Genomic DNA, 26082 nt, shown 5'->3' on the forward strand with positions numbered 1-26082 from the left:
AAATGACCATGCCTAGAGAAACCAAAGCCTTATCTGAAAAACTTAATTTTAAAAAATTAAAGCGACTGTATATTTTCGCCTTAATTACTATTGCTGTTACGGTTCTTCTAAGTCAGTTACTTATTCAGCACAACATCAAAAGTCAGCTTAACGATTCCCGTTTGATTAATATTTCGGGAAAACAACGAATGTTGAGCCAAAAATTAGCTAAAGAAATACTGATTTTAAACTCTTCTTCAAACCAATTGAATTTTAATCAGGAAATTGCTGCGGTCAAAAAAACATTGGCACTTTGGGAATTTACTCATCAGGCCTTAGAAAAAGGAAACGACAGCCTTAAATTCCCTAAAGAGAAAAGTCCCGAAATGATTGCGTTGTATCAGGACATACAACCTAATGCAGCAATCATAATTAAGTCAACAAAAAAGTATCTTGAAAACAGTCAAATCCTTTTAAAATCTCCTAAAGATCAGCAAGAAGTACAAACTATACTGGACAATATTGCCATTTTCCTGTCTAAAATGAACCGTATTGTAGAGCAATATGAATACGAAGCCTTAGAGAAAGTTACCCGACAACAAAATATAGAATACCTTATTTTAAGCTTCACACTACTGGTTTTATTTTTAGAATTCCTCTTTATTTTCAAACCTACCAATAAGAAAATTGAACTACTTATTTCCAAACTTCTAACCTCAGAAAAAAGAGCCATCAAACTGGCACGCGATACCGAAATTATTAGCGCCATCAAAGAGAATTCAGTAAAAGAATTAAAGTCACTGAATTATGCTATGGAAAACACTTTGTTGTATTGCAGAATTAGTCCCCATGGAAAAATTATCCACATGGGAGATAAATTTGCTAAACTATTACAATACAACCCTAATTTTGATACCGACAAAAGTTTCACCAAAGCCTTAACAGCAGTAGAAAAAGAACAACTGGACATTGACCGAATTATTGCCGACAAACATCGAAGTGGCTGGCAGGGAGAATTAAAAACGACCAATCGAAACGGCGAACCACTCTGGCTGGATATGTCGATGATTCCTGTTCGAATTAAAAAAGAAGAACTGGAACTACTTGTTATTTGTTTCAACATTAGCATTCGTAAAAAAGCAGAAATTGAAATCGAACGATTGAACAGAGAAAATACGCTTGAGAAAATCAATCAGCAAAAAATCATTTCGAGCCGAATAGTTGAAAATCAAGAGAATGAGCAAAACCGAATTGCCCGGGAAATCCACGATGGTATTGGTCAAATGCTTACCGGTTTGAAATTCAGTCTGGAAAGCATTAATTTGGATGACAAAGAAAAATCGGCTCAAAAAATCGAATACCTTAAAAAATTATCATTAGATATTATCAAAGGAGTTCGCACGGCAACTTTCAATCTGATGCCTCCGGAATTAAGCGATCATGGTATTGTTTCTTCGATAGCCAAATTAACTTTAGAACTTACAAAACTAACCGGAAAGAATATTCAGTTTTACAACAAAACCGATTTTGACCAACGTTTGGATTCCTTAATCGAAATCAACATTTACAGACTAACGCAGGAAGCCATTAACAATGCCATAAAATATGCCGATTCTTCGCATATTATTGTCCAACTTTCGCACAGCAATAAAATACTAAGTATTACTGTTGACGATAACGGTAAAGGTTTTGATGTTACATCCGTAGAAAAAAAGCGGAATAGCGAATCCGGAATGGGACTATTGTTCATGAAAGAAAGAGTACAATATATCAACGGAAGGGCTTTTATTAATTCAATCCCAGGCGAAGGAACCCGAATTACTTTTAATATTCCGATATAATTTTCAGAAAAAATACGTAAAAAATACGTAAATTGCGCAAACTTAGATTAAATACGTAAATTTTAGACTCTAAAAATAAGTAAGTTATGAACCAAACAATTCGAGTTGTTTTAGCAGACGACCATTTCTTTGTAAGAGATGGTATCAAATCGCTTTTGGAAAGTGAAAAAAACATAGTTGTTGTAGGAGAAGCAACCGATGGTCTGGAAGCATTAGAAGTAGTAACTACAACAAACCCTGACTTATTAATTGTTGATATCAGAATGCCTCACCATACTGGTATTGAAGTAGTAGAAAAACTTCGAAATCAAAATAATCCGGTAAAAATTATTGTACTCTCCATGCACGAATCGGAAGAGTATGTTTTAAAATCCATCAAAGCAGGTGCCGATGGTTACTTATTAAAAGGTTCCAGCAAAGAAGAGTTTTTAAAAGCATTACACTCTGTAGCGAATGGCGGTAAATATTTCACCGGCGATATTTCGTCAATTCTTATCAATCAGTTAACCAGTAGCACTGCTTCGACCTTAGAACCTAAACCGGTGCTTAATGAAGATTTAACCATCACTAAAAGAGAAAAAGAAATCCTTACTCTTTTATTATCCGGAAAAGGGAATAAAGAAATTGCAGAAGCTCTGGAAATCAGTAAACGAACTGCCGAAGTACATCGTTTTAACTTAATGAAAAAATTAAAAGTAAAAAACCTTATGGAACTTTCTAATAAGGCTACAGAATATTCGTTAATATAACGAAATTTATAAAAAAAGAAAATCTTCAATTCAAAATCCTGTTTTATGGTTCACACTATAAAACAGGATTTTTTTTCAACTAAACAAACTATGAGCCTGCTTTAAAAGCTTTATCAACAGTAACAGGAAAATCGCTTTATTGGAATTCAAACAAGTTCTAAAACACAATTATACTCCATTAGAAACAAATACGTATAAAAAATAAGTACAAATACTTAATTTTTTCTCAAAACCTGCGTTTTCGCAACTTTTTAACCGATTAAACAACGTAAATTTGTTGAAAAATATAAGTATTATGAAAAACGCAAACTCATTATCAAAATCGCACCGAATGTTATTTCTAAATACATTAGCCTTTACAATATGTTTTGCATGTTGGACATTAAATGGTGTGTTAGTCACTTATTTAGTGGAAAAAGGTATCTTTAACTGGAGCGTGGTACAAGTAGGATGGTTACTGGGAATTCCTATTTTAACAGGATCGATAATGCGTTTACCTATCGGAATTTTAACTGATAAATTTGGTGGTAAATATGTATTCTCATTTTTATTATTACTATGTTCTATTCCTTTATTTCTACTTCCATTTGCTGATAGTTTTGCCATGTTTGCTTTCTTAAGCTTTTTATTTGGAATGATTGGAACCGGTTTTGCTGTAGGTATTGGATACACATCAATATTTTATCCTAAAGAATGGCAAGGCAGAGCCTTGGGAATTTTTGGTATGGGAAATGCAGGAGCAGCAGTTACCACTTTTATTGCCCCTACGCTATTGAATCAATTTTCTGTTGATGATCCTGAAAACGGATGGAAATTATTACCCGTAATCTATGGAGTTGTTTTGTTAATTATAGGTGCGATCTTCTTATTGTTTGCCGAAAACAGAAAATTAGAACAATCAACCAGAACAATCCCACAAATGCTTTCAACACTAAAAAATATTCGTGTATGGCGTTTTGGAACTTACTACTTCTTAGTATTTGGTTGTTTTGTGGCTTATTCTCAATGGTTGTTACCTAACTTTATGAATGTTTATCAAACAAGTTTAGTTATGGGAGGAATGTTTGCTACGATGTTTAGTTTACCATCAGGAGTTATTCGAGCTTTTGGAGGGTATTTATCCGACAAATACGGAGCTCGAAAAGTAATGTACTGGGTACTGGGAACATCCGTTTTATTTAGTGCCTTATTAATGGTGCCAAAAATGGAAATTACCACAGCCGGAGCCGGAATTATGGCTAAAAAAGCAGGTGTTATTACTCAGGTTTCTCCAACCAATATCAAAGTAGATGACACCGATATTCCTGTAATTGAAAAAACAGAAAATATTACTGATGGTTCGAATATTTTCCCAACCAAAACATCCTGGCAAGAGGTAATTGTTACCGAAAATCAGGAAGTTGCCAAAAAAGAATTATTGGCAAAAGGAATTACCAAAATTAATTTTGATGCTAATATGTGGGTTTATCTGGTTTTAGTAATCTTAATTGGAATTTCCTGGGGAATTGGTAAAGCAGCCGTTTACAAACACATCCCTGAATATTTCCCTTCAGAAGTAGGCGTTGTTGGCGGAATGGTAGGATTACTGGGAGGTTTAGGAGGATTCTTCGGTCCTATTATCTTCAGTTATTTACTTACGGCTACCGGTTTATGGTCCAGTTCCTGGATTTTTATTTTAATCTTCTCTATCATTTGTCTGGTTTGGATGCACATCACTATTACAAATATGATGAACAAAAACCAACCTGCATTAGCTAAAGAAATTGAAACCAAAAACTAAATCATAATAAAATTATACTTAAAACTCCCTTTTGTTTACAAAAACGAAAGGGAGTTTTTTTTATACTTTATTGTACTATAAAAGAATTAAAAAAATCTCATAATTTTTCTAAGAAAAACACTTCTAACTCCTAACTTCCAACTCCCAACCTTTATAACCTCTTCGCTTCTTCCCAAAAAACATCCATTTCAGCCAGAGACATATCTTTTAAAGATTTCCCCAAATCATTGGCTTTACTTTCCAAATATTGAAAGCGTTTGATGAATTTTTTATTGGTTCGTTCCAAAGCGTCTTCAGGATTAACATTCAGAAAACGAGCGTAATTAATCATCGAAAACAAAACGTCACCAAATTCGGACTCTATTGTATCCTGATTCCCTGATTTTACCTCAACCTGAAGTTCTCCCAATTCTTCCTGTACTTTATCCCAAACCTGATGCGACTCTTCCCAATCAAAACCAACCCCTTTTACCTTATCCTGAATTCTGCTGGCTTTTACCAATGCCGGTAAACTTCCCGGAACGCCTTCCAAAACTGATTTTTTACCTTCTTTGAGTTTTAATTTCTCCCAGTTTTGTTTGACCTCTTCTTCGTCTTTTACCTCAACATCACCATAAATATGTGGATGACGATGAATGAGTTTTTCGCAAATTTCGTTACACACATCGGCAATGTCAAAATCATTAGTTTCGCTTCCTATTTTGGCATAAAAAACTATATGCAATAACAAATCGCCCAATTCTTTTTTGACTTCGCTCAAATTATTATCTAAAATAGCATCCCCTAATTCATAAGTTTCTTCAATGGTAAGATGTCTCAGTGTTTGGATAGTTTGCTTTTTGTCCCAAGGGCATTTCTCACGCAAATCGTCCATAATATCCAATAATCTCTCAAAAGCCTGTAATTGTATTTGTCTCGCGGTCATTGCTGTTTGTTTTTATGTAAAAATAAGAAATCCTGTGTCCTAAACGAATTGGAACACAGGATTTATTATGAAAATTCAGAATGAGTTATTCTGTTACTTTTTTAGCTTTCTTTGGTTTTTCAGCAACAGCTTCTTCAGCAACAACTGCCTCAACAACCTCTTCTGCCGGAGTTTCTTCAACAAGTAAACCTTTAGCCTGCAAAGTGTTGTACCAGTTTAAAATTTTCTTAATATCAGAAGCATACACTCTTTCTTCATCATAGTTTGGTAAAACTTCTTTGAAATAAGCTGCAAGAGTAGCATTATCTTCTTTGTGTGAAATAGCGGCTCCGTTATTTTCCTTAGCAGCAATAGCACTCATTACTTCTTTCAACGGTTTTTCACCTTCGTAAGTGTAAACTGAGATTTCAGATAATAAGCTCACATTACTTTTTAAGTTTACTGTGATTTTTTTTCCATCTGTTAATGATTCTGCTACAAAACCGGTACGTGTTTGTACTTTTAAAACATATAAACCTGGCTTGCCGGAAATCGCTAATATTTTTTCTAAATTCATGCTTTTTAAATTAGTATTAAGAATTCAATTTTATTTTTTCACTGCGGTTATTGGTCAAAAACAATACCAAAAGAGGATTTTTCAAAAATTTTTATCTTCCTTTTTTTCCAAAGAAACGCATTCTGTAATCCTGGAAAGTTTTTCCTTCCATGATGTTTTTTAGCTTTCCTTTGATTAATCGTTTTTTTAAAGACGAAATTTTATCGGTAAATAAAATTCCTTCTATATGATCGTATTCGTGCTGAATTACTCTGGCAATCAGTCCGTCGAAAACTTCTGTTTTCATGACAAAATCTTCTTCGCAATATTCCACAGTAATTTTTTCTTTGCGATATACGTCTTCACGAACATCAGGAATACTCAAACAACCTTCATTAAAAGCCCAATCATTACCTTCTTCTTTAATGATTTTTGCATTAATAAAAGTACGTTTGAAACCCTTTAACTGTTTTTGCTCATTAGCTTCTAAATCTTCATCGTCACTAAAAGGAGACGCATCTACTATAAATAAACGAATTGCTAATCCTACTTGTGGTGCTGCCAGTCCTACTCCCGATGCGTTATACATTGTTTCGTACATGTTAGCAATTGTTTCTTTCAAATCAGGATACTGGGGTGTAATTTCCTCTCCTACTTTTCTCAAAACCGGATCACCATATCCTACAATTGGTAAAATCATTGTTGTTGTATTAAATATTATTCACCTTAAAAAGGTTCTTCATCCTAAATTAGGATTGCCAAAAATAATAAAAATTTAGACAAAGCTAAGTAGGGAAACCGATAAATAGCATTTTAAAATTTATACTAAAAAACAATTTCATTTATTCTATTGATAAATCGCACAATTCATACCTTTGTAAATAATACGTAATTTATGGTTTCCAAAATTCAGAAGTTTATTTCCGGTACTGATTTCACTAATGCTTTAAAAATAACTATCGCCGCCGTTTCGCCTGTATTATTCTTTTCTCATTTAGGATATTTCAATATTGGATTCACTATTGCCTTAGGAGCATTCTTTACTTTTCCCAGTGATATTCCCAGCAATTTCAAACATAAAATCAACGGACTACTGGTTACTTCGCTTATCATTGCCGGAGTCAATTTGATTATTAATCTTTGCTATCCTTATCCCTGGCTTTTTTATCCTGTACTCATTGCATTGATTTTTAATGTTTCAATGATTTTAGTTTACGGACAACGCGCCACCATGGTTTCTTTTTCGGCTTTATTGTCATTATCATTGGCCTTTGCACATTTGAATACAGGCTGGGAAATCCTTCATTATTCAGGACTTTTGTTTGCCGGAGGCTTATTTTACACCTTTATTTCTGTTATTTTTTTTCATATAAAACCCAATCGCTATGTCGAATTACAAATGGCAGAATGTATTCGGCTTACGGCAAAATACCTGAAATTACGCGGAGATCTTTGGGAATTAAATTCGAATAGAAAAGCCATTACCAAAAAACAATTGCATTTACAGGTTGAACTGAATGTGCTACACGAAAACATAAGGGAAGTTTTAATTAGCAGCAGAACCAAATCAGGATCATCTGGACAAAACCGAAAATTTCTCCTGAGTTTTATTTCTTTAGTAGAAATACTCGAATTAGCCATCTCCACTTCTTTTGACCACAATAAACTGCATCAAAAATTTGATGGTTATCCAAAAGCTTTAGAAACGTACCAAAACTTAGCTTACAATTTAGGAAAAAGTTTAAAACTGCTTTCTAAAAGTATTCAGGAGAGCAAAGCATACCAATCTGAACACAACCTAATTGAAGATTTACATCTGTTTGAAGACACTATCAGTGATTACAAAAAGGATTTAAAAACCGATTCTTCCTCTGAAGAAGTTTTAATGCTGATTACGATGTTGCATTATGCCGAAAAACAAGTGGAAAAAATCATCACTTTAGAACGTGCTTTTACAGCTAATATTAACGCCAAAGATTTAAAAGGAAGAGATAAAGACATTGAGAAATTCATCAAACCTCAATATTATCCATTAAGTACTTTTGTTGAAAATTTCAGCTTTTCATCCACTGTTTTCCGACATTCACTCCGAATAACAATCACCGTTTTATTAGGTTACATGATTGGCAAAGTGCTTCCTTTAGAGAACGTTTATTGGATTATCCTTACCATTGTAGTTATCATGAAACAGGGATTTGGGCTCACTAATGAACGCACCTATCATCGCATCTTTGGGACTGTAGCAGGCGGATTTATTGCCTTTGGTATTTTATACATTATTCACGATTCCTACATTATCAGCACCATTGCTATTATTGCGATGCTTTTAGGATTTTCATTCAATCCCAGCAATTATAAAATTGGCGCTACTTTTATCACTATTTATGTTGTGTTAATTTACGGAGTATTATCTCCCGACAATGGTAACGTAATTGAATACCGTATTCTGGACACTATTGTTGGAGCTGCATTGTGTCTGCTTGCCAATTATTTTTTATGGCCTTCCTGGGAATTTTTAAGTCTGCCTACTTATATTCAGGATGCCATAGAAGCCAATCGAAATTATTTAAAACAAATTTCTATTCTGTACAACAAAAAAGGAGAAGTTCCTACCGAATACCGATTAGCCAGAAAACAGGCTTTTATCGAAATAGGAAATTTAATGGCTTCTTTCCAACGTATGTTGCAGGAACCAAAATCCAAACAAAGTAAATTGCCTCAGGTTTACAAACTCACCGTACTGAATCATTCCTTATTATCTTCTATTGCTTCACTGGGCACTTATATTCAATCTCACAAAACAACCGAAGCTTCAGAGGCTTTTAATGTTGTAGTGGATAAAGTAATTGAAAATCTGGAATTTTCTATCAACCTATTAAGCAAATCAAATTATAATGCTATTGCTGCTGCCTCAAACGAAGATTTTAACCAAAGATTAACCGAACTGAAAAACATTCGAGCCAAAGAATTAAAACAAATTAAACTGATTGATGAAGAAGCCTATCAAATCAAAATGCAGGAAGCACAATTAGTTATTGAACAATTAGTCTGGATGACCAGTTTATCTGAAAACATTGTAAAAACAACCCAGTTATTAATGGCTACAAAACAAGAAACCCAACATTAAGTTGGGTTTCTTGTTTACAAATCAAAAGACTGTACTATTTTATTTTTAAAACCTTAGCGGTATTAGCTCGCACTTCTTTTAATAATTCCGGGTTTTCATTTAATTTTTGTCCGTAAGAAGGAATCATCAATTTTAATTTTTCCTGCCATTCCGGAGTATCAATCTTATCTTTAAAACATTTTGTTACTAATTCGACCATGATAGAAACAGCAGTCGAAGCTCCTGGAGAAGCTCCCAGTAAAACAGACAAAGTTCCATCGGCAGTAGTAATCATTTCGGTACCAAATTCAAGTACTCCGCCTTCTTTTTCGTGTTTCTTAATCACCTGTACCCTTTGTCCGGCACGCTCTAACTTCCAGTCTTTACTTCTTGCACTTGGCACGTATTCGCGTAAAGCTTTAATTCTGTCCTGTGGTGATTGACGTACCTGTTCAATAAGATATTTAGTCAATGGAATGTTTTTATAACCTGCAATAAGCATTGGCATAACATTACTTGGCTTTAAAGACAAAGGCAAATCAGAATATTTACCGTTTTTCAGGAAACGTGTGGAAAAACCTGCAAACGGACCAAAAAGCAACTCTTTTTTTCCATTAATCATTCGGGAATCAATGTGTGGTACTGACATTGGCGGCGCACCTACACTGGCTTTCCCATATACTTTAGCCTCATGCTTTGCAATTACCTCAGGATTAGTACATTTTAACCATTGTCCGCTTACCGGAAAACCGCCATAACCATCACCTTCGGGAACATTTGCTTTATTCAACAAAGGAAGTGAACCTCCTCCTGCTCCTATGAAAACAAAATTAGTATATACTTTTTTACGCTCTCCGGTAGCCAAATCAGTTATTTTCAAACGCCATTTGCCACTCTCTCTCTTTTTGATTTTTCTAACCTCATGTCCAAAGTGAATACTAACTCCTTCCAATCCTGATAAATAGGCAAACATATTTCGGGTTAATTCCCCAAAATTAACATCCGTTCCTATTTCCATAGTAGTTGCGGCAATTTTATCTTCGCCTTTTCTATTTTCCATTACCAAAGGCATCCAGTCTTTAATCTGATTGTAATCAGTACTGAAAGCCATTTCTTGGAATAAAGGATTTGCCTGTAAAACTTCAAATCTCTTTTTCAGGAAATCTACATTTTTATCCCCCCAGACAAAACTCATGTGAGGAATACTTTTTATAAATTTCTCCGGCGATGAAACTTTGTTTTGTTCTACTAAATAAGCCCAAAATTGACGTGAAACTTCAAAAGATTCTGCAATACTAATTGCTTTTTTAGGATCAATACTTCCATCTTCTTTTTGAGGCGTATAGTTTAATTCACAAAAAGCCGAATGTCCTGTACCTGCATTATTCCAAGCATCAGAACTCTCAGCAGCAGCATTATCTAATCTTTCAAAAATTTGAATTGTAATATCAGGCTGTAATTCTTTTAAAATTACTCCTAAAGTAGCACTCATAATCCCAGCACCAATAAGGACTACATCAGAATTTGAACGTATGGTTGTATCAGACATAACTATTTTTTTAGAAAGCGCAAAGTTACTTTATTATTATCACAATAAAAACACTATTCAGAGTGTAAATAGTTACATTTATCACTAAGTTTAATGACTTTAACAAAGAATTATCAAAACATTTTGCGCGACAGGTAATCCTGCAGCATAATGGTAGCCGAAATTTCGTCAATCAAAGCTTTATTTTGACGTTGTTTTTTTTTCAATCCACTATCAATCATGGTTTGAAAAGCCATCTTAGAAGTAAAACGTTCATCCACCCGAAGCACTTTCATCTCCGGAAAATGATTGGTAAAATGCGTTACAAATCCTTTAATAATGGAAGCACTTTGCGAAGGCTCACCATTCATTTGCTTAGGCTCGCCTATAAGAACCAGTTCTACTTTTTCTTTCGAAAAATAATCTTTCAAAAAATCGATAGCAGTAGCCGAAGGAATCGTAGTCAATCCCGAAGCTATAATTTGTAGTTCATCGGTAACAGCAATACCTGTGCGCTTTTGTCCGTAGTCTATGGCGAGAATTCTTGGCATTTATTTTTTTTTTTGCAAAGATAAAGAATTAAAATCTCTCAATTTAAGAACAGCCCAAAAACCAAACTAATGAAAACAATTTTCCTTTTTGGCTTTTACTTAAAAAACCTATATTTGCTGAAAAATAATTTTAACAATGAGCAATTTACAAACAATTATAGAACAAGCCTGGGAAAACAGAGCTTTGTTGCAGGAAGAAACAACAACTAATGCGATTAGAGAAGTAATCGAATTATTAGATTCAGGAAAATTACGTGTTGCGGAACCAAAAGGAGACGGATGGCAGGTAAACGAATGGGTTAAGAAAGCGGTTGTGATGTACTTCCCTATCCAAAAAATGGAAACTTGGGAAGCTGGAATCTTCGAATACAATGACAAAATGTTATTGAAAAGAGATTATGCCGAAAAAGGAGTTCGTGTAGTTCCGGGAGCTTCTGCGCGTTACGGTTCATTCATTTCCAGCGGTGTAATCATGATGCCTAGTTATGTAAACATTGGTGCTTATGTTGATGCCGGAACAATGGTGGATACCTGGGCAACAGTAGGTAGTTGTGCTCAAATTGGTAAAGACGTTCACTTGAGTGGTGGTGTTGGAATTGGCGGTGTTTTAGAGCCATTACAAGCTGCTCCGGTAATTATTGAAGACGGTGCTTTCATTGGTTCTCGTTGTATTGTTGTAGAAGGAGTTCACGTAGGTAAAGAAGCCGTTCTTGGAGCGAATGTATGTTTGACTGCTTCAACTAAAATTATCGATATTACAGGTGACGAACCAGTTGAAATGAAAGGTTTTGTTCCTGCCCGTTCAGTAGTTATTCCTGGAAGTTACACTAAAAAATTTGCTGCCGGTGAATACCAAGTACCTTGCGCATTAATCATTGGTACTCGTAAACCTTCTACTGACTTGAAAACGTCTCTAAACAATGCGTTGAGAGAATATGATGTAGCGGTGTAATTTTAAATCTCAATATTAATAAATTCCAAATTCCAATTATTAGCTATTGGAATTTGGAATTTTTATTTTAAAACTAATCTTAATTGATTTTTTTTCCTTCAATTTGTATTCCTTTAAAGATTCGATTTCAATTATGAAGATACTTGTAATTCAACAAAAAATGATCGGTGATGTGCTCATCAGTTCCATTATTTGCAATAATCTAAAAAAAGCCTACCCTAATGCACAAATAGATTATCTTGTAAATTCTTTTACTATTCCTGTTATTATTAACAATCCTAACATTAATACTATTATAGAATTTACTGACGAATATAAGAAAAGTAAACTTTCATTTTTCAAATTTATCTTTAAAATCAGAAAAGAAAGATACGATATTGTTATTGATGCCTATGGAAAACTGGAAAGCTGTCTAATAACTTATTTTTCAAATGCTTCCCAAAGAATTGGTTATCGTGAGAAAGATAAATTTTTTGCTTATAATAAAAAAGTAGCACATCCTAATAAAAAAGAAACTTATCAAGGTTTAGCAATAGAACGCAGATTAAATCTATTTTCTTTTTTAATGAAAAAGAACAAAATAGATTCTTATCCACACATATTTTTAACTCCACAAGAAATAACTGAAAGTATATCATTTTTTGAAAAACAAAACATAAACATTGTAAATACAAAAACCCTTATGATTAGTGCCTTTGGCAGTGAAGAAAACAAAACCTACCCAATTCCTTATTTAATCGAATTAATTAACGTAATTGCTACTAATTATTCAGATTCAGTAATTTTACTTAACTACCTGCCAAGTCAAAAAAATCAAATTAAAGACATTGTTTCTCAATGTAGCCCTGAAGCAAAAAACCGAATTAATTTAGACCTTATTGGAAACGATCTTCGCTCTCTTATAAAAATTCTTTATCACTGTAACATCTTAATTGGAAATGATGGCGGAGCAGTAAATATTGCTAAAGCCCTAAACAAACCTACCTTTACCCTTTTCTCTCCTTGGATTGATAAAGACAGTTGGAGTATTTTTGAAGATAACATCCTGCATAAAGCCGTGCATCTAAAAGATTTTCTACCCGAAATTTTCAAGAAATTTTCAAGAAAACAACTTAAAAAAGAAAGCGAAAATTTGTATCAAAAATTAAAACCAGAACTATTCCAAAAAGAAATGATTCTTTTCATTAACAGTCATATAAAAAACAATCATGTATAAATTCCTTATTTACATTTCATATCCATATAGTATACCTATTGGAACTCCAATACAAAAAGAAATTGAACTTCAAGGACATTCCGTATATTGGTTTTCTGATTTAGAGGAAACAAAAAACTATTTTCAAAAAACTGAAAAAGTTTTAAATTCAGTTCAAGAAGTAATCAATTTCAATCCGGACATCATACTAACTGCTACTGATATGGTACCCGATTTTTTCCCAGGTATTAAAGTCCAAATTTTTCATGGTTTTCTCTCTAATAAACGAGAAGAAATGAAATCACACTTTAGAATAAGAGGCTTTTTTGACTTGTATTTAACTCAGGGACCATCAACAACATCAGTTTTTAAAGAACTTTCTGCAAAATATGGCTTTTTTGAAGTCATTGAAACAGGATGGTCTAAAGTTGACCCCTTATTCCCAATTGAAAACACAAAAACAACAAACAAACCTGTCATTATGATTTCATCAACATTTACAACTCGTTTAAGTTTAGCACTTAATGACGATGTTTTTAATAAAATTAAAAAAATGGCAGAAAGCGGAAAATACCAATTTATCTGTGTGCTTCATCCAAAATTAGACCAAGCAACAAAAGATAGATTTGAATCATTAAACAGTGAAAATTTTCAATATTACAACACTACAGATTTAGTTCCTTTATTCAAACAAGCAGATATTATGCTATCGGATACCACTTCTGCTATTGTTGAATTTTTATTGCAAAAAAAACCCGTGGTTACTTTTAGAACTAATAAAATAATGCCTCACCTTATCAATGTAACCGAAGTTGTTGATCTTGAAAAAAACATAGATTACGCACTTAGTTATCCTGAACAATTACTATTAGAAATTGAAAAATACATCCAAATCACGCATCCTTATTTTGATGGTAAATCCAGCCAACGCATAGTGAATGCCTCTATTGATTTCTTAAAAAAAGATCGTTCTTATTTAAAGAAAAAACCTTTTAATTTTTTGAGAAAATGGAAAATCAGAAAACAGTTAAAAACCTACTATTTTAAAAAATATTTCTAAAAAATAAAGCCAATAACTAATTAGTAGATATTGGCTTTATTGATTCTTCAAATTCATGAATTTAAGTACTATTTCCAGAATTTAAGTTTATTCTTAAGTCTTTTTTTTCTTTTAAATTCTTCCTGAAATTTAGTTGTTGCCTTCCACATTGAATCAAAAATTTCATTTTCCGATTTTTCTTTGTATAACTTGGAATATTCATTACTCATTACCTCAATCATTTTCTTTTGCGAGGTTAATCGGCTAAAATTTCTCATACGTTGTTCAAAATCCATCTTATGATGAAAGATCATTCTGTTCAAATCAACTAAACAAAACTGATATGTCTCATCAGTACATTTTTTTATTAAAGTATTTCCCGGCGAATGATCCAGAAATTCAATTCCTGCTTCATGCAGTTTAAAAGTAAACTTTACAAATTGTCTTAGAATATTATCATAATCAGGATAATCAGGAATCTGAACTAATTCTCTAAAAGTCAAATCGCATTCTAAATGCTCACTAACATAATAACTATCGTTTAATCCTATAAAATTGGAGTTTTCAAAATAAGCAATTGGTTGTGGGGTTCCAATTCCTTTAGCTAATAAAGCAGTTGCATATTCATAAGAACGTCTGGCTTTAGTTTTTCTAAAATACTTATATGCGATTTTATTAATTAAATGCGGAATTTTAAAGGATTTTATATTGATTACCTTCCCTTCAAGTTCAAATAATTTGATTTTATTTCTTTTTCCGTTTCCAAAAAGTTCTCCTTTAGAATCGAAGTTTTCAATATAATCCTGAATCACTTCTACTTTATCAACAAACTCTGAATTAAAAATATTTTTCATGATGCAAAAATAAAACAATGTTGGCTATTTACATTCAAATGTAAAATATTTTATAGTTTTGCTTACTAAAAAAACTTTCATGAATCTTTTAAAATCTATCCAACGAAATATTACCAAACAAAGAGTAATCAATTCTATTTTAAAAACAGAACAACATAATAACGACGTAATTAACATTCATAGAATTGACAAAAACAACGTAGGAGATTTTTATTGTGCGCCACATCATTATTTTGACATCTTAAAAGAAAAAAGTCTTGATATTTTTGATTACAAAAGTGAAAACAAAGCTGTTAGAGAACATTTTATTGAGGAAATTTCAAATCGTTCTTTAATCATCGGAGGCGGAGGTTTACTTAACCGAGGTGGTTTTACTAAACAAATGAAAATGTTTGAAAAACTAAACACCAAAGGAAAAAAAATAGTTTTATGGGGAATAGGTCATAATGAAAAATCACCTAAAACATATGGTAAAATTAAAGAATACAACATTAATATTGAATCATTTGGTTTAGTAGGCACCCGTGATTTTAGCATGCCTGGTGAATACCTTCCATGCGTTAGTTGTATGCATCCTATATTTGATCAAAATTTTGATATCCAAAATGAAGTCGGAATCGTATTTCATAAAGACACTTTGAAAAAAGAAAATATTACCAAAAAATACAAGAATTTTGCAACTTCATCTAACACTACCAATTTGGAAGATTTAATCCAATTCATAGGAAAGTCAGAAAATATTATTACCGATAGCTATCACACGATGTACTGGGCAATGCTTATGAACAAAAAAGTAATTGCAATACCTAATTCTTCTAAATTTTATGATTTCAAGTATCAACCAACAATATCAACTTTTGATGACGCATTAAATCATTTAAATAAAGGACAAATTTACGATGGTTTATTAGAAGAATGTAGAAAGGAAAATATAAAATTTGCTGAAAAAGCATTCAATTATTTAAATTTATGAAAATAAACTTCCCCCCTCCTATTGATGCTTCCATCTTTTATGCGTCCATAAATAATATTCCGGTGCTTCGTTTATTTGGTTTTCCACTTTTTTCAGAAACAAATCGGTAATTTGATAATCAGGAACGTTTTTTACATCTTCTGCCAAAATTTCAATTTCAGCTTCATAAAAACCTCTCTTTACTTTTGTCACTTTCAGATAAATCACATTCATATCAAATCGTTTGGCAAGCATTTCGGCTCCGGTAAAAACAGGCACTTCAATCCCCATAAACAGTCCTAGATACCTTCTTCCTTTTGCTCTTGGAGACTGATCACTAATAAAACCATAAAGTCCTTGATTCTTCTCAATTTCATTGCGCTCAATAATACCAACACTCTCCCGGGTATGAATTAATCTGGTTTTAAAATTTGAACGTATTTTTCGAACCAAATTATCAAAATAAGGATTACTCAATCGCTTGTAAATGGCAAATGCTTCGAAACTAATTTTTGTATTCATCAATATCGCCCATTCGTAACTGGCATAATGAGCCATCATCATCGCAATACTTTTTCCTTTTTTCTCTAAGTCTAAATAAACATCCAAGTTTTTAAAAACAAAACGCTTTTCCATTTCCTGTTTTGAAATCGACATAGTTTTCATCATCTCCAAAAACATATCACACATGTGTTTGTAGAATTTAATTTCGATTTCCTTACGTCTGGCATCAGTGTAATCAGGAAATGCTATTAATAAATTTGCCTTCACTACTTTTCTGCGATATCCAAAAACATAATACACCAATACAAAAACAATATCTGACAACACATAGAGTAATCGAAACGGTAAAAACGAAATTAATATCAGCAAGGGATAAGCCAGTATATAAACAAGGAATTGCATGGGTAAAATTTTGCTCAAAAATACAAATTTTATTTTCTGTGAAAACAGAAAACATATTTCTTAAAACAACTTGTATTGAATACCTTTGCTTTTATTTAAAAATCTTATGCAAGATATCAATACCGAAGTACATAAAGCTTACGAAATCATTAAAGAAGGGGGAATCATCCTTTATCCTACCGACACCGTTTGGGGAATTGGTTGTGATGCGACCAATCCGGATGCAATAGCCAAAATTTACGCATTGAAACAACGCGAGGAAACCAAAAGCATGATTGTTTTAATGAATGGTGAAAAAATGCTGTACAACGTCTTCAAAGAAATCCCCGAAGTAGCCTGGCAGATTATTGATTTATCTGAAAAACCAACAACTTTAATCCTGGATCAGCCCAGAAATGTCGCTAAAAATATAATCGCTGCTGATAACACTCTGGCTGTTCGTTTAGTCAAAGAGCCTTTTTGTTACAAATTATTAGAACGAATGAAAAAACCGTTGGTATCTACTTCTGCTAATATCTCTGGTCAGCCTACACCAATTGCTTTCAAAGATATTAGTCCTGAAATTATAAAAGGTGTGGACTATGTTGTAAATTTGCACCGCGATAAAATTTGCAAAAATCCGTCAACCATTATTAAATTGACCAATGACTGTCAAGTGAAGGTGATACGGAAATAAAAATTTACCGCAAATTCGCAAATTATTTTTTTAAAACTTATATGGAAGAATACATTTATAAGGATGAAAATTATACAATAGTCGGTATTCTATTTGAAGTACATAAGAATCTTGGAAAAGGTTTTTCTGAAATTGTATACAAAGATGCTATTGAATATGAATTTCAACAACAAAATATTCCATATCAACGAGAAAAAGAGTTTTCTGTAAAATACAAAGACACTACTTTAAAACATAAATTTTATGCAGACTTCGTAGTTTATGATAAAATTATTCTTGAATGATTGTTTCAACAACAGTCATTACAATCAGTGTTTGAATTACCTGAAAATCTCTAAAAACAAATTAGCGATACTTGCCAATTTTAACTTAATATCATTAGAATACAAACGCATTATAGATTCAAAAAAATAATTTGCGAATTTGCGGTAAAACAATATGAACTACAAATCAGCCTTACATCATCCGATTTTTAAAATTATTTCTCAAGCCTCTCAGGAACTACAACTTGAAAGCTACGTCATAGGCGGTTTTGTGAGAGATTTAATTTTAGGTCGTGATTTTAAAAAAGACATCGATATTGTTGCTGTAGGCAGCGGAATCGAATTAGCCTTAAAGGTATCCGAATTACTACCCAAAAAACCAAAAGTTCAGGTTTTTAAAAACTACGGAACAGCGATGCTCCGTTTTGAAGACACTGAAATCGAATTTGTGGGAGCCCGAAGAGAATCCTATACCCGAGACAGCAGAAATCCTATTGTCGAAAACGGTACACTCGAAGACGACCAAAACCGCCGTGATTTCACTATCAACGCTCTGGCATTATCATTAAACGAATCTAATTTTGGTGACTTATTAGATCCTTTTAACGGATTGAAGGATATGGACAACAAAATCCTAAAAACCCCCTTAGATCCTGACATTACCTATTCGGACGATCCTTTGCGAATGATGCGAGCCATCCGATTTGCTACTCAATTGAATTTTGAAATCGAAGAAAATTCATTGCAATCCATCTCCAAAAATGCGGAACGCATTAAAATCATCTCAGGAGAACGCATCGTGGACGAATTGAATAAAATTTTAGCAACCGACAAACCTTCTGTTGGTTTTTTACTGCTTTATAAAACCGGACTTCTTTCTATTTTATTACCCGAATTGACGGCTTTAAACCAAGTCGAAGAAATTGAAGGTCAAACCCATAAAAACAATTTTTACCACACACTGGAAGTTGTTGACAATATTTGTCCAAATACGGATGATGTTTGGTTGCGCTGGGCAGCATTATTGCATGACATTGGCAAAGCACCAACCAAAAAATTCAACAAAAAACAAGGCTGGACTTTCCACGGGCACGAATTTCTGGGCGGAAAAATGGTCAAAAAAATATTCGAACGCCTGCATATGCCTTTGAACCAAAAAATGAAATTTGTACAAAAAATGGTCATGATGAGTTCACGACCAATTGTACTTTCTCAGGACATTGTGACTGATTCAGCCGTACGTCGATTGGTTTTTGATGCAGGTGAAGACGTCGAAGATTTAATGACACTTTGTGAAGCCGATATTACAACCAAAAATCCGACAAAATTTAAAAAATACCATAAGAACTTTGAAATAGTACGCAAGAAAATAGTAGAAGTTGAAGAAAAAGATTCTATCCGCAATTTTCAGCCACCTATTTCAGGTGAAGAAATCATGGAAATCTTCGATTTAAAACCATCAAGAGAAATTGGCGTTTTAAAAGAAGCGGTAAAAGAAGCTATTTTAGAAGGAGAAATTCCAAACGAATACGATGCAGCTTATCAATTTGTTCTAAAACGTGCCGAAAAACTAGGATTAAAAAAAGTTACGAAATAACAGATTTAACAATACACTAAAAATGAGAAAAGAAGACAAATCAGTCATTATTTGGTTATTATCAGGATGTTTCCTTTTATTTTTAATGGTTACCGTGGGCGGAATTACAAGATTGACCAATTCGGGTTTATCCATGACCGATTGGCATTTAATAACAGACACTTTCCCTCCTCTGACCGAAGAAAAATGGAATGCAGCTTTTGAAGAATACAAGAAATTCCCTGAATACCAAAAAATCAATATCCATAACGATTTCCAATTAGACGATTATAAATTCATTTACTTTTGGGAATGGTTTCATCGTTTTATCGGACGTATCATCGGACTGGTTTTCATTATTCCATTTGTGTATTTCCTAATCAAAAAAAGACTTTCAGGCGAAACCATCAAAAAATGTATTGTATTATTAGCCATGGGTGGTTTTCAGGGTTTTTTAGGCTGGTTTATGGTTCGTAGCGGCTTGATTGACAATCCGGACGTGAGTCATTTCAGACTTTCACTTCATTTAACCTTTGCTTTTATCACCTTTGCTTACACCCTTTGGGTTGCTTTGGACTTGTTGTATCCAAATAGAACAGAAGTCATAATCCCGCTTCGAAAACTGGCTAGAATTAGCTTAGTTTTTTTATTGATGCAAATTATCTACGGTGGTTTTGTTGCCGGTTTAAATGCCGGTTTAATCCACAATCACTGGCCTTTGATGAGTGACGGACAACTTGTTCATGACAGTGTTTTTATTGAACAAAAAACATTATTCTTAAATCTTGTTGAAGGAAAAAGTGGTGTTCAGTTTGTACACAGAACTATGGCTTATATTGTAGTGGGACTTATTCTTGCCTTGTATTTCAAAAGCAGGCAATACAGCCTTTCGACAATACAGCAAAAAGGAATCAAAAGCTTAGTTATTATTGTATTCATACAGTTTGGCTTAGGTGTTTTTACACTACTGTTCAGCGTACCGTTATGGTTAGGATTAGCACATCAAATCACCGCTTTCTTTTTACTTACAGCAATGACCTTTAGTTTGCATCGATTGTCTAAATAGTATTTTTTAACTATATTTACTATAGACTATATTGTCGCATTTCCTGTTCATTCCTGCAAATGTCTAAACTTGCTGCACAAAACCAATTCCTTGATTTTTCTGACTATGGCAGATCGGCAGGGAAATGGATTGCCAATACGCTAAAAAACACGCGATTCACTCCTATTCATGTCACTTTCATTTTTGGACTATCAGGAATTATAGCCATATATTGTATTTTAAAAGGACATTATTATCTGGCTTGTTTTTTTATTATTTTAAAATCAATAATCGATGCCGCTGACGGCGAACTTGCCCGAATAAAAAAAACACCTTCATATACCGGAAGATACTTAGACAGTCTGTTTGATATTGTGCTTAATTTTTTATTTCTCGCAGCTATTTGTACTATTTCCGATAGTTCATTCCAAACTACTTTGGTAGCCTTTTTTTGTATTCAACTGCAAGGCACTTTGTACAATTATTATTATGTAATTTTAAGAAATAAATCTGCCGGAGGAGATACAACCAGCAAAATTTTCGAAAACAAAACTCCAAAAGCATTCCAAGGTGAAAGTCAAAAATGGGTCAATTTTTTATTTCAAATTTACATCATTGCCTACGGTGGTTTTGACAAAATAATTTACAAACTTGACCATGGCGCTTCCAGATTAAAAAGTTTTCCTAATTGGTTTATGAGTCTGGTTTCTCTCTATGGACTGGGATTTCAATTACTGCTAATCTCCGTTATGCTTGCTTTGAACTGGATTGAATTCATCATTCCGTTTTTCATTATTTATTCTTTATTAATTCCTGTTTTGATTGTAATTAGAAAAACATATATAAAAGAAAAAGAGTAAAAACGAAATGTCTTTACTCTTTTCGAAGGAAAATTATATTCTAACTATTTTTTACCCTTAATCGAACAACCAATTGCTTTTGTCATCTCAGGAGAAGGTGTTTTTCCACTCTCTAAGGCCGCAATAGCATTCTCAAGGTATTTTTCTTTAACATCAGCTGCGCTATCCACATTATCATCAATAGCTCCAATGTATTTTACCACACGGTTTTTGTCTAATAAAAAAACATGAGGCGTTTTAGTTGCGCCATATTGCGGATAAATCTTTTGCCCTTCATCAAACAAATAAGGGAAAGCAAAACCTTTTTCTTTGGCTCTTACTTTCATCAATTCGAAGCTGTCCTCAGGTTGTACTTCGGGATCGTTTGGATTTATCGCTAACAAAACATAACCTTTCGATTTGTATTTTTTAGCCAAAGCATTGATTCTGTCTTCATATTTTACCGCAAAAGGACAATGATTGCAGGTAAAAACCACTATAAAACCCTTTGCGTTTTTATAATCCGACATACCATACATTTTCCCGTCAACCGATTTTAATTTAAAATCAGTAGCCGTATCACCAATTTTATATGGTGTTGGCACATTTGAAGTAAAAGCCGTCGTAAAAAAGACAGCAGTAAACAATAAGAGAGCAGCTAATTTTTTCATAGTTTTAATTGTTAATTAATAGTTGAATTGACATATTGATTTAATTCTTCGTAGCTGGAAAACATTTTTTCCACGAATGCTTTTTTACCATTTTTTATAATCAAAGTGGCGGGAATTGAACCCGACCAATCTTTATCTACAATCGGTAACCAGATATTATAATCCTTATCGGTTAGCAAAACCACTTCCGATTGTATGTTTTTCTTTTTCAAAAAAGGCAACAATTTGGACTCATATTGGTTCTGAAAATCTAAACTTACCAGCACTACTTTGACTTTTTTATTATCAGAATTCAATTGCTCAAAATGAGGTAATTCTTTCACACAGGGAGCACACCAGGTAGCCCAAAAATTGACAACATAAGTAGTATTAGCATCACTCAAAACAGCTTTTTCCAAAGCGGTATAACTGTCATAAACCGCTACTTTCTGAGCCTGAATTTGAGAAGAAAAAAGAACTGTAAAAACCAATAACGCAAAATATTTCATATCTGTTTTTTTATTTTTTTTGAATCCAACGAAATTACAATCTTTACGTTATTTCTCACGCTGCATTAACAAAAAATTATTAGTGACTTCGCAAAAAAAATCAGCTAAAAACTCCTCTCCAAGACATCAAAAAGAACTAAAAAAACAGCATTAAAAACCGTTCAAAAAAAGCATTTTTTTCTCAAGTCAAAAACATCATTTTCTTTCAAAAAAACAACTGATTTTTCATTTGATTTTTCATCAAAAAAGCAGCCTAAAAAACAACTTAAAACCAAACCAAAACCACAAAAAAAAGAACCTGAAAAAGTCGCTAAAAAATACTCTTTAACAACAAGCGAATCGCATTCCTTTTTCACACATCGAATCACAGATACAACAATCAGATTTCAAAAAAAAGAAACTAAACAATTGAGAATAAAAAAATCAGTAAAGCAAAATCATTAAAAAAAGAACATCCAATCTAAAGCAGTTTCAAGCTGAAAATCACACCACCTTTACATTCGATTAAAAACTTAAATTCGAAAAACAACCTCCAAAAAAGTAACTTAAAAAAAGCACTCCAATCAATCCAAAAGACAAAAATAAAAACTATTTTTACCAACTTTAACTTAAAAAAAACAATCTTTACAATTCTTTCCAAAAAGGAACTTTTTAACTACAAACAGTTTCTAAAAAAGCTCTAATTTCTCAAAAAACAAACAAAAACAAGCAATAGAAATAATCTATAACTACTATTTAAAAAATTAAATTCCAGTATTTTAAAAAACATTACATAAACAATAAAATTAACATTGTGCTTTTTCAGTCTATCAACAAAATCAGAACAAATAAAAACTAATTCACTTAAGTAATTAAAAAAATAACAATGAAATTAACAACTATTACATAAAGTATTACTTTAATTAAATCCAACTTACAAAGCAGCTGTTTTATTTCTCCAAAAACACCTCATCCCCTTCCCGATTTGCAACAAAATTGAATCTCAAATTCACCCCAAAAACAACACTATAAATTGACACTCAAAATTCACCTAAGCTATTTCATTTCAAAATAGTCCTTTCAAAAAACAACAGCTCTTGAATTTTTAATTTATATTTACAGAAATCCATTTCCACAAAAAACGAAATGAATTTTACTGTCATTGGAACCTGAAAAAACAAGAAGAAAAGAAGCTGCTTTTTCATCCTTTTTTTGGCGGCAAAAAACCTCCAAAACAGCACTTTATTTTCGACAAAAAATCACTCAAAAAAAGATATCCAAAACCACCTAAAAAAACACTCAAAAAAATGAAAACTGAAAAAGAAAAAATGATCGATGGCGAGTACTATTTAGCCGGCGATTCCACCTTAGTAAAAGACCGCCGAAAAGCCAAAAATTTATTGCATCGTTTGAACGTAACCGAATACCGATTGACAAAAAAAGCACGCGAAATTTTAAAAGAACTAATCCCAAATGCAGGTCCTAACTTACACATAGAACCTCCTTTTCATTGTGATTATGGATACAATATTTTTTGCGGAGAAAATGTTTATTTCAACGTCAATTGTGTTGTTCTAGATTGTGCTAAAGTCAACATCGGCTCGAATGTATTTTTTGCTCCCGCCGTACAACTTTATACCGCCACTCATCCGCTCGATGCCGAACTCAGAAAGACACTTGAAAATGCTTTACCGATAACTATTGGAGACGATTGTTGGATAGGTGGCAATTCGGTAATTTGTCCCGGAGTAACCATTGGCAACGGATGCGTCATTGGAGCCGGTTCGGTTGTCACCAAAGATATCCCAGATAATTCTCTTGCTGTTGGAAATCCCGCCAAAGTGATTCGAAAACTAAACCAGTAAAACAATGCTTCAACTAAGCCATATTCATCATATTGCCATCATTTGCTCTGATTATGAAAAATCAAAACAGTTTTACACCGAAATTCTCGGACTAAAGATTGTACGTGAAGTATATCGTAAAGAACGAAAATCATATAAACTGGATTTAGCAATTAACAACAATTACTGCATAGAATTATTTTCTTTTCCTAATCCTCCGAAAAGAACTTCAAGACCCGAAGCCTGCGGATTGCGCCATTTGGCTTTTGCCGTTGAAAATCTGAATCAAACAGTTGCTTTTTTAAATTCAAAAAATATTTCCGCAGAACCTATTCGCATAGATGAATTCACTCAAAAACGCTTTACTTTCATCGCCGATCCTGACTTCTTGCCTATAGAATTCTACGAACTTTAATTTTTTTTAACTAAATTTTATTATAACAAAACAGTTCTTCTTTTTTAAATTTCGTTTGTTTTTATCTAAATTTGCAGTCCTTTTTAACAATATGTTATACAAATTTAGTTTCTGATGAATAAAACGGCGCAAATCAAAAAAAATCATCAATTCATTAAACTTCGAAAACTAATAATCGTTTCTGTATTAATTGGCTTTCTTTCCGCTTTTTTAGGAATAAGTTTAAAAAAAATCACCGAATACTACGAAGAAATATTCTTTCACCAATCTAACGCAAATCCTCTATTCTTAATCTTCTTCCCTATTTTTGGTCTGTCTGTCATTTATTTTCTAAGACTTTACATGTTCAGAAAAAAGGAAAATAAAGGCATCAAAGAGGTTTTTGAAAGCACCCATTCTAAAACAAAAAATCTACCTTCCTATAAAATTCTTTCACATACCATAAACGGATTATTGACCGTTATTTTTGGTGGTTCAACCGGAATCGAAGTTTCTACTGTTGTGGCAACAGCAACTATTGGATCGGTAGCACAACAAAAGGAAAACGTTTTTCGTCAATACAAAACGGAACTGATTTGCGCAGGAGTAGCTGCCGGAATAACGGCTTTATTCAGCAGCCCGATTGCCGGAATCTTATTTGCCCTGGAAGTCATATCCAAAAAAGTAAGCCGTGCGTTTGTAATCTCTAATCTAATTGCAGTTGCTATAGCGTTTGGATTATTAACCATTTTAAAAGAAGAACCTTTATTTGCGGTTTCAATAACCACCTGGCATTTAAGTGCTATTCCTTACTTTATTTTATTGGGTATTTTAGCCGGAATCAACTCCGTTTATCTGACTAAATGCGTTTTATTTGTCAAATCTCAATTTGCAAAAATCGAAACGCATTATTACAAAATCATCATTGGTTCGGTAATTTTAAGTATTTCGCTTTTTTTCTTTCCGCAATTATATGGCGAAGGTTATCACGCTATCAAAACTATTACTTCTGCTAATAATCAAATTCCTTTAACCCTAACTCTGGCTTTTACTTTTATAGGCGTTCTGCTTCTAAAACCTATTGTAACTTCTGTTACACTTGCTTCAGGAGGCGACGGAGGTGTTTTTGCTCCTAGTTTGTTTATTGGTGCTTTCTTGGGGTTATTAGTTGCTTCGGTACTCAATACCTTTTTTGATACCCAAATTATACCGGTTAACTTTATGGTAATTGGAATGGCCGCTGTTTTGAGTGCCAGTATCCACGCTCCTTTTACAGCTATTTTTCTGGTTTGTGGACTAACTAATAATTACACCTTATTTTTCCCAATATTAGCTGCTTGCTTAATTTCTAAATATACCGCAAAAATGATTTACCCTAACACGGTTTACACCTTTGTTCCTAGTATTTAATTTTA

26 protein-coding genes are annotated in these 26082 nt (G+C 33.0%); 17 read left to right on the forward strand and 9 right to left on the reverse strand.

Going from position 1 to position 26082, the window contains the following annotated elements:
* The first annotated feature begins 8 nt into the window (after positions 1-8).
* From IEV84_RS07285 to IEV84_RS07295, 3 genes are all read left to right on the forward strand, one after another.
* On the forward strand, positions 9-1820 hold the full coding sequence (locus tag IEV84_RS07285; protein WP_188493639.1) for a sensor histidine kinase: 1812 nt from the start codon (positions 9-11) through the stop codon (positions 1818-1820).
* Between the two features lie 86 nt (positions 1821-1906).
* Positions 1907-2569 carry a response regulator transcription factor gene (locus tag IEV84_RS07290; RefSeq protein WP_188493640.1) on the forward strand — a complete coding sequence of 221 codons (663 nt, stop codon included), beginning with the start codon at positions 1907-1909 and terminating at the stop codon, positions 2567-2569.
* A 295-nt stretch (positions 2570-2864) separates the two neighbouring features.
* Complete coding sequence (locus IEV84_RS07295) at positions 2865-4349, forward strand: MFS transporter (protein ID WP_188493641.1); 1485 nt, start codon at positions 2865-2867, stop codon at positions 4347-4349.
* 151 nt (positions 4350-4500) lie between these two features.
* Here IEV84_RS07295 and mazG read toward each other — a convergent pair whose 3' ends face one another.
* From mazG to def, 3 genes are all read right to left on the reverse strand, one after another.
* The gene (gene mazG, locus IEV84_RS07300) at positions 4501-5274 is read right to left on the reverse strand and encodes a nucleoside triphosphate pyrophosphohydrolase (protein ID WP_188493642.1); all 774 of its coding nucleotides are present in this window, start codon (positions 5272-5274) and stop codon (positions 4501-4503) included.
* A gap of 85 nt (positions 5275-5359) precedes the next feature.
* Entirely contained in the window at positions 5360-5830 is a 471-nt protein-coding gene (locus IEV84_RS07305) for a DUF5606 family protein (protein ID WP_188493643.1), read from the reverse strand.
* A 91-nt stretch (positions 5831-5921) separates the two neighbouring features.
* Positions 5922-6509, reverse strand: a complete 588-nt coding sequence (def, locus tag IEV84_RS07310) for a peptide deformylase (protein ID WP_188493644.1) — start codon at positions 6507-6509, stop codon at positions 5922-5924.
* 195 nt (positions 6510-6704) lie between these two features.
* Here def and IEV84_RS07315 point away from each other — a divergent pair, with 195 nt between their 5' ends.
* Positions 6705-8936, forward strand: a complete 2232-nt coding sequence (locus IEV84_RS07315) for an FUSC family protein (RefSeq protein WP_188493645.1) — start codon at positions 6705-6707, stop codon at positions 8934-8936.
* A 34-nt stretch (positions 8937-8970) separates the two neighbouring features.
* Here the strand turns inward: IEV84_RS07315 and IEV84_RS07320 are convergent, their stop codons facing one another.
* Together IEV84_RS07320 and ruvX are read right to left on the reverse strand one after the other, a co-directional pair.
* On the reverse strand, positions 8971-10464 hold the full coding sequence (locus tag IEV84_RS07320) for a malate:quinone oxidoreductase (protein ID WP_188493646.1): 1494 nt from the start codon (positions 10462-10464) through the stop codon (positions 8971-8973).
* A 113-nt stretch (positions 10465-10577) separates the two neighbouring features.
* Complete coding sequence (gene ruvX, locus IEV84_RS07325; protein WP_188493647.1) at positions 10578-10994, reverse strand: Holliday junction resolvase RuvX; 417 nt, start codon at positions 10992-10994, stop codon at positions 10578-10580.
* A gap of 136 nt (positions 10995-11130) precedes the next feature.
* Between ruvX and IEV84_RS07330 the strand changes: the two genes are divergently transcribed.
* From IEV84_RS07330 to IEV84_RS07340, 3 genes are all read left to right on the forward strand, one after another.
* On the forward strand, positions 11131-11946 hold the full coding sequence (locus tag IEV84_RS07330) for a 2,3,4,5-tetrahydropyridine-2,6-dicarboxylate N-succinyltransferase (protein ID WP_188493648.1): 816 nt from the start codon (positions 11131-11133) through the stop codon (positions 11944-11946).
* A 133-nt stretch (positions 11947-12079) separates the two neighbouring features.
* On the forward strand, positions 12080-13162 hold the full coding sequence (locus IEV84_RS07335; RefSeq protein ID WP_188493649.1) for a glycosyltransferase family 9 protein: 1083 nt from the start codon (positions 12080-12082) through the stop codon (positions 13160-13162).
* On the forward strand, positions 13155-14201 hold the full coding sequence (locus IEV84_RS07340) for a UDP-N-acetylglucosamine 2-epimerase (RefSeq protein WP_306451737.1): 1047 nt from the start codon (positions 13155-13157) through the stop codon (positions 14199-14201). The genes IEV84_RS07335 and IEV84_RS07340 overlap by 8 nt, the downstream gene beginning before the upstream one ends.
* A gap of 68 nt (positions 14202-14269) precedes the next feature.
* Here the strand turns inward: IEV84_RS07340 and IEV84_RS07345 are convergent, their stop codons facing one another.
* Positions 14270-15034 carry a lipopolysaccharide kinase InaA family protein gene (locus tag IEV84_RS07345; protein WP_188493650.1) on the reverse strand — a complete coding sequence of 255 codons (765 nt, stop codon included), beginning with the start codon at positions 15032-15034 and terminating at the stop codon, positions 14270-14272.
* Positions 15035-15113: 79 nt separating this feature from the next.
* On the opposite strand from IEV84_RS07345, the gene IEV84_RS07350 reads away from it, so the two are divergent.
* Positions 15114-16007 carry a polysaccharide pyruvyl transferase family protein gene (locus tag IEV84_RS07350; protein ID WP_188493651.1) on the forward strand — a complete coding sequence of 298 codons (894 nt, stop codon included), beginning with the start codon at positions 15114-15116 and terminating at the stop codon, positions 16005-16007.
* Between the two features lie 18 nt (positions 16008-16025).
* Here the strand turns inward: IEV84_RS07350 and IEV84_RS07355 are convergent, their stop codons facing one another.
* Positions 16026-16910, reverse strand: coding sequence for a lysophospholipid acyltransferase family protein (locus IEV84_RS07355; RefSeq protein WP_306451739.1), 885 nt, complete (start codon positions 16908-16910; stop codon positions 16026-16028).
* 88 nt (positions 16911-16998) lie between these two features.
* On the opposite strand from IEV84_RS07355, the gene IEV84_RS07360 reads away from it, so the two are divergent.
* Genes IEV84_RS07360 through IEV84_RS07380 form a run of 6 tightly spaced genes read left to right on the forward strand, consistent with a single transcriptional unit; the run spans position 16999 to position 21312 of the window.
* The gene (locus tag IEV84_RS07360) at positions 16999-17568 is read left to right on the forward strand and encodes an L-threonylcarbamoyladenylate synthase (RefSeq protein ID WP_188493652.1); all 570 of its coding nucleotides are present in this window, start codon (positions 16999-17001) and stop codon (positions 17566-17568) included.
* Positions 17569-17609: 41 nt separating this feature from the next.
* Positions 17610-17852, forward strand: a complete 243-nt coding sequence (locus IEV84_RS07365; protein ID WP_306451741.1) for a GxxExxY protein — start codon at positions 17610-17612, stop codon at positions 17850-17852.
* Positions 17830-17982 (forward strand): GxxExxY protein, encoded by a 153-nt coding sequence (locus tag IEV84_RS16590; protein ID WP_306451743.1) that lies wholly within the window; start codon positions 17830-17832, stop codon positions 17980-17982. Before IEV84_RS07365 ends, IEV84_RS16590 begins: the two co-directional genes overlap by 23 nt.
* 24 nt (positions 17983-18006) lie before the next feature.
* Complete coding sequence (locus tag IEV84_RS07370; protein ID WP_188493653.1) at positions 18007-19428, forward strand: CCA tRNA nucleotidyltransferase; 1422 nt, start codon at positions 18007-18009, stop codon at positions 19426-19428.
* Positions 19429-19450: 22 nt separating this feature from the next.
* A complete protein-coding gene (locus IEV84_RS07375; protein WP_188493654.1) occupies positions 19451-20473 on the forward strand; it encodes a COX15/CtaA family protein in 1023 nt (340 codons plus the stop codon).
* Between the two features lie 59 nt (positions 20474-20532).
* On the forward strand, positions 20533-21312 hold the full coding sequence (locus IEV84_RS07380; protein WP_188493655.1) for a CDP-alcohol phosphatidyltransferase family protein: 780 nt from the start codon (positions 20533-20535) through the stop codon (positions 21310-21312).
* Positions 21313-21356: 44 nt separating this feature from the next.
* On the opposite strand, the gene IEV84_RS07385 is transcribed toward IEV84_RS07380, so the two are convergent.
* The gene (locus IEV84_RS07385; RefSeq protein ID WP_188493656.1) at positions 21357-21962 is read right to left on the reverse strand and encodes a thioredoxin family protein; all 606 of its coding nucleotides are present in this window, start codon (positions 21960-21962) and stop codon (positions 21357-21359) included.
* 11 nt (positions 21963-21973) lie between these two features.
* A complete protein-coding gene (locus tag IEV84_RS07390) occupies positions 21974-22450 on the reverse strand; it encodes a TlpA family protein disulfide reductase (protein ID WP_188493657.1) in 477 nt (158 codons plus the stop codon).
* Positions 22451-23736: 1286 nt separating this feature from the next.
* Here IEV84_RS07390 and IEV84_RS07395 point away from each other — a divergent pair.
* The 3 genes from IEV84_RS07395 to IEV84_RS07405 all read left to right on the forward strand — a co-directional run bounded on the left by IEV84_RS07395 (position 23737) and on the right by IEV84_RS07405 (position 26077).
* Positions 23737-24294 carry a sugar O-acetyltransferase gene (locus IEV84_RS07395; protein ID WP_188493658.1) on the forward strand — a complete coding sequence of 186 codons (558 nt, stop codon included), beginning with the start codon at positions 23737-23739 and terminating at the stop codon, positions 24292-24294.
* Between the two features lie 4 nt (positions 24295-24298).
* Positions 24299-24688, forward strand: coding sequence for an SMU1112c/YaeR family gloxylase I-like metalloprotein (gene gloA2, locus IEV84_RS07400; RefSeq protein ID WP_188493659.1), 390 nt, complete (start codon positions 24299-24301; stop codon positions 24686-24688).
* Between the two features lie 114 nt (positions 24689-24802).
* Entirely contained in the window at positions 24803-26077 is a 1275-nt protein-coding gene (locus IEV84_RS07405; RefSeq protein WP_188493660.1) for a chloride channel protein, read from the forward strand.
* Positions 26078-26082: the final 5 nt, after the last annotated feature.

The organism is Flavobacterium palustre (genome assembly GCF_014639535.1).
Classification (GTDB): domain Bacteria; phylum Bacteroidota; class Bacteroidia; order Flavobacteriales; family Flavobacteriaceae; genus Flavobacterium; species Flavobacterium palustre.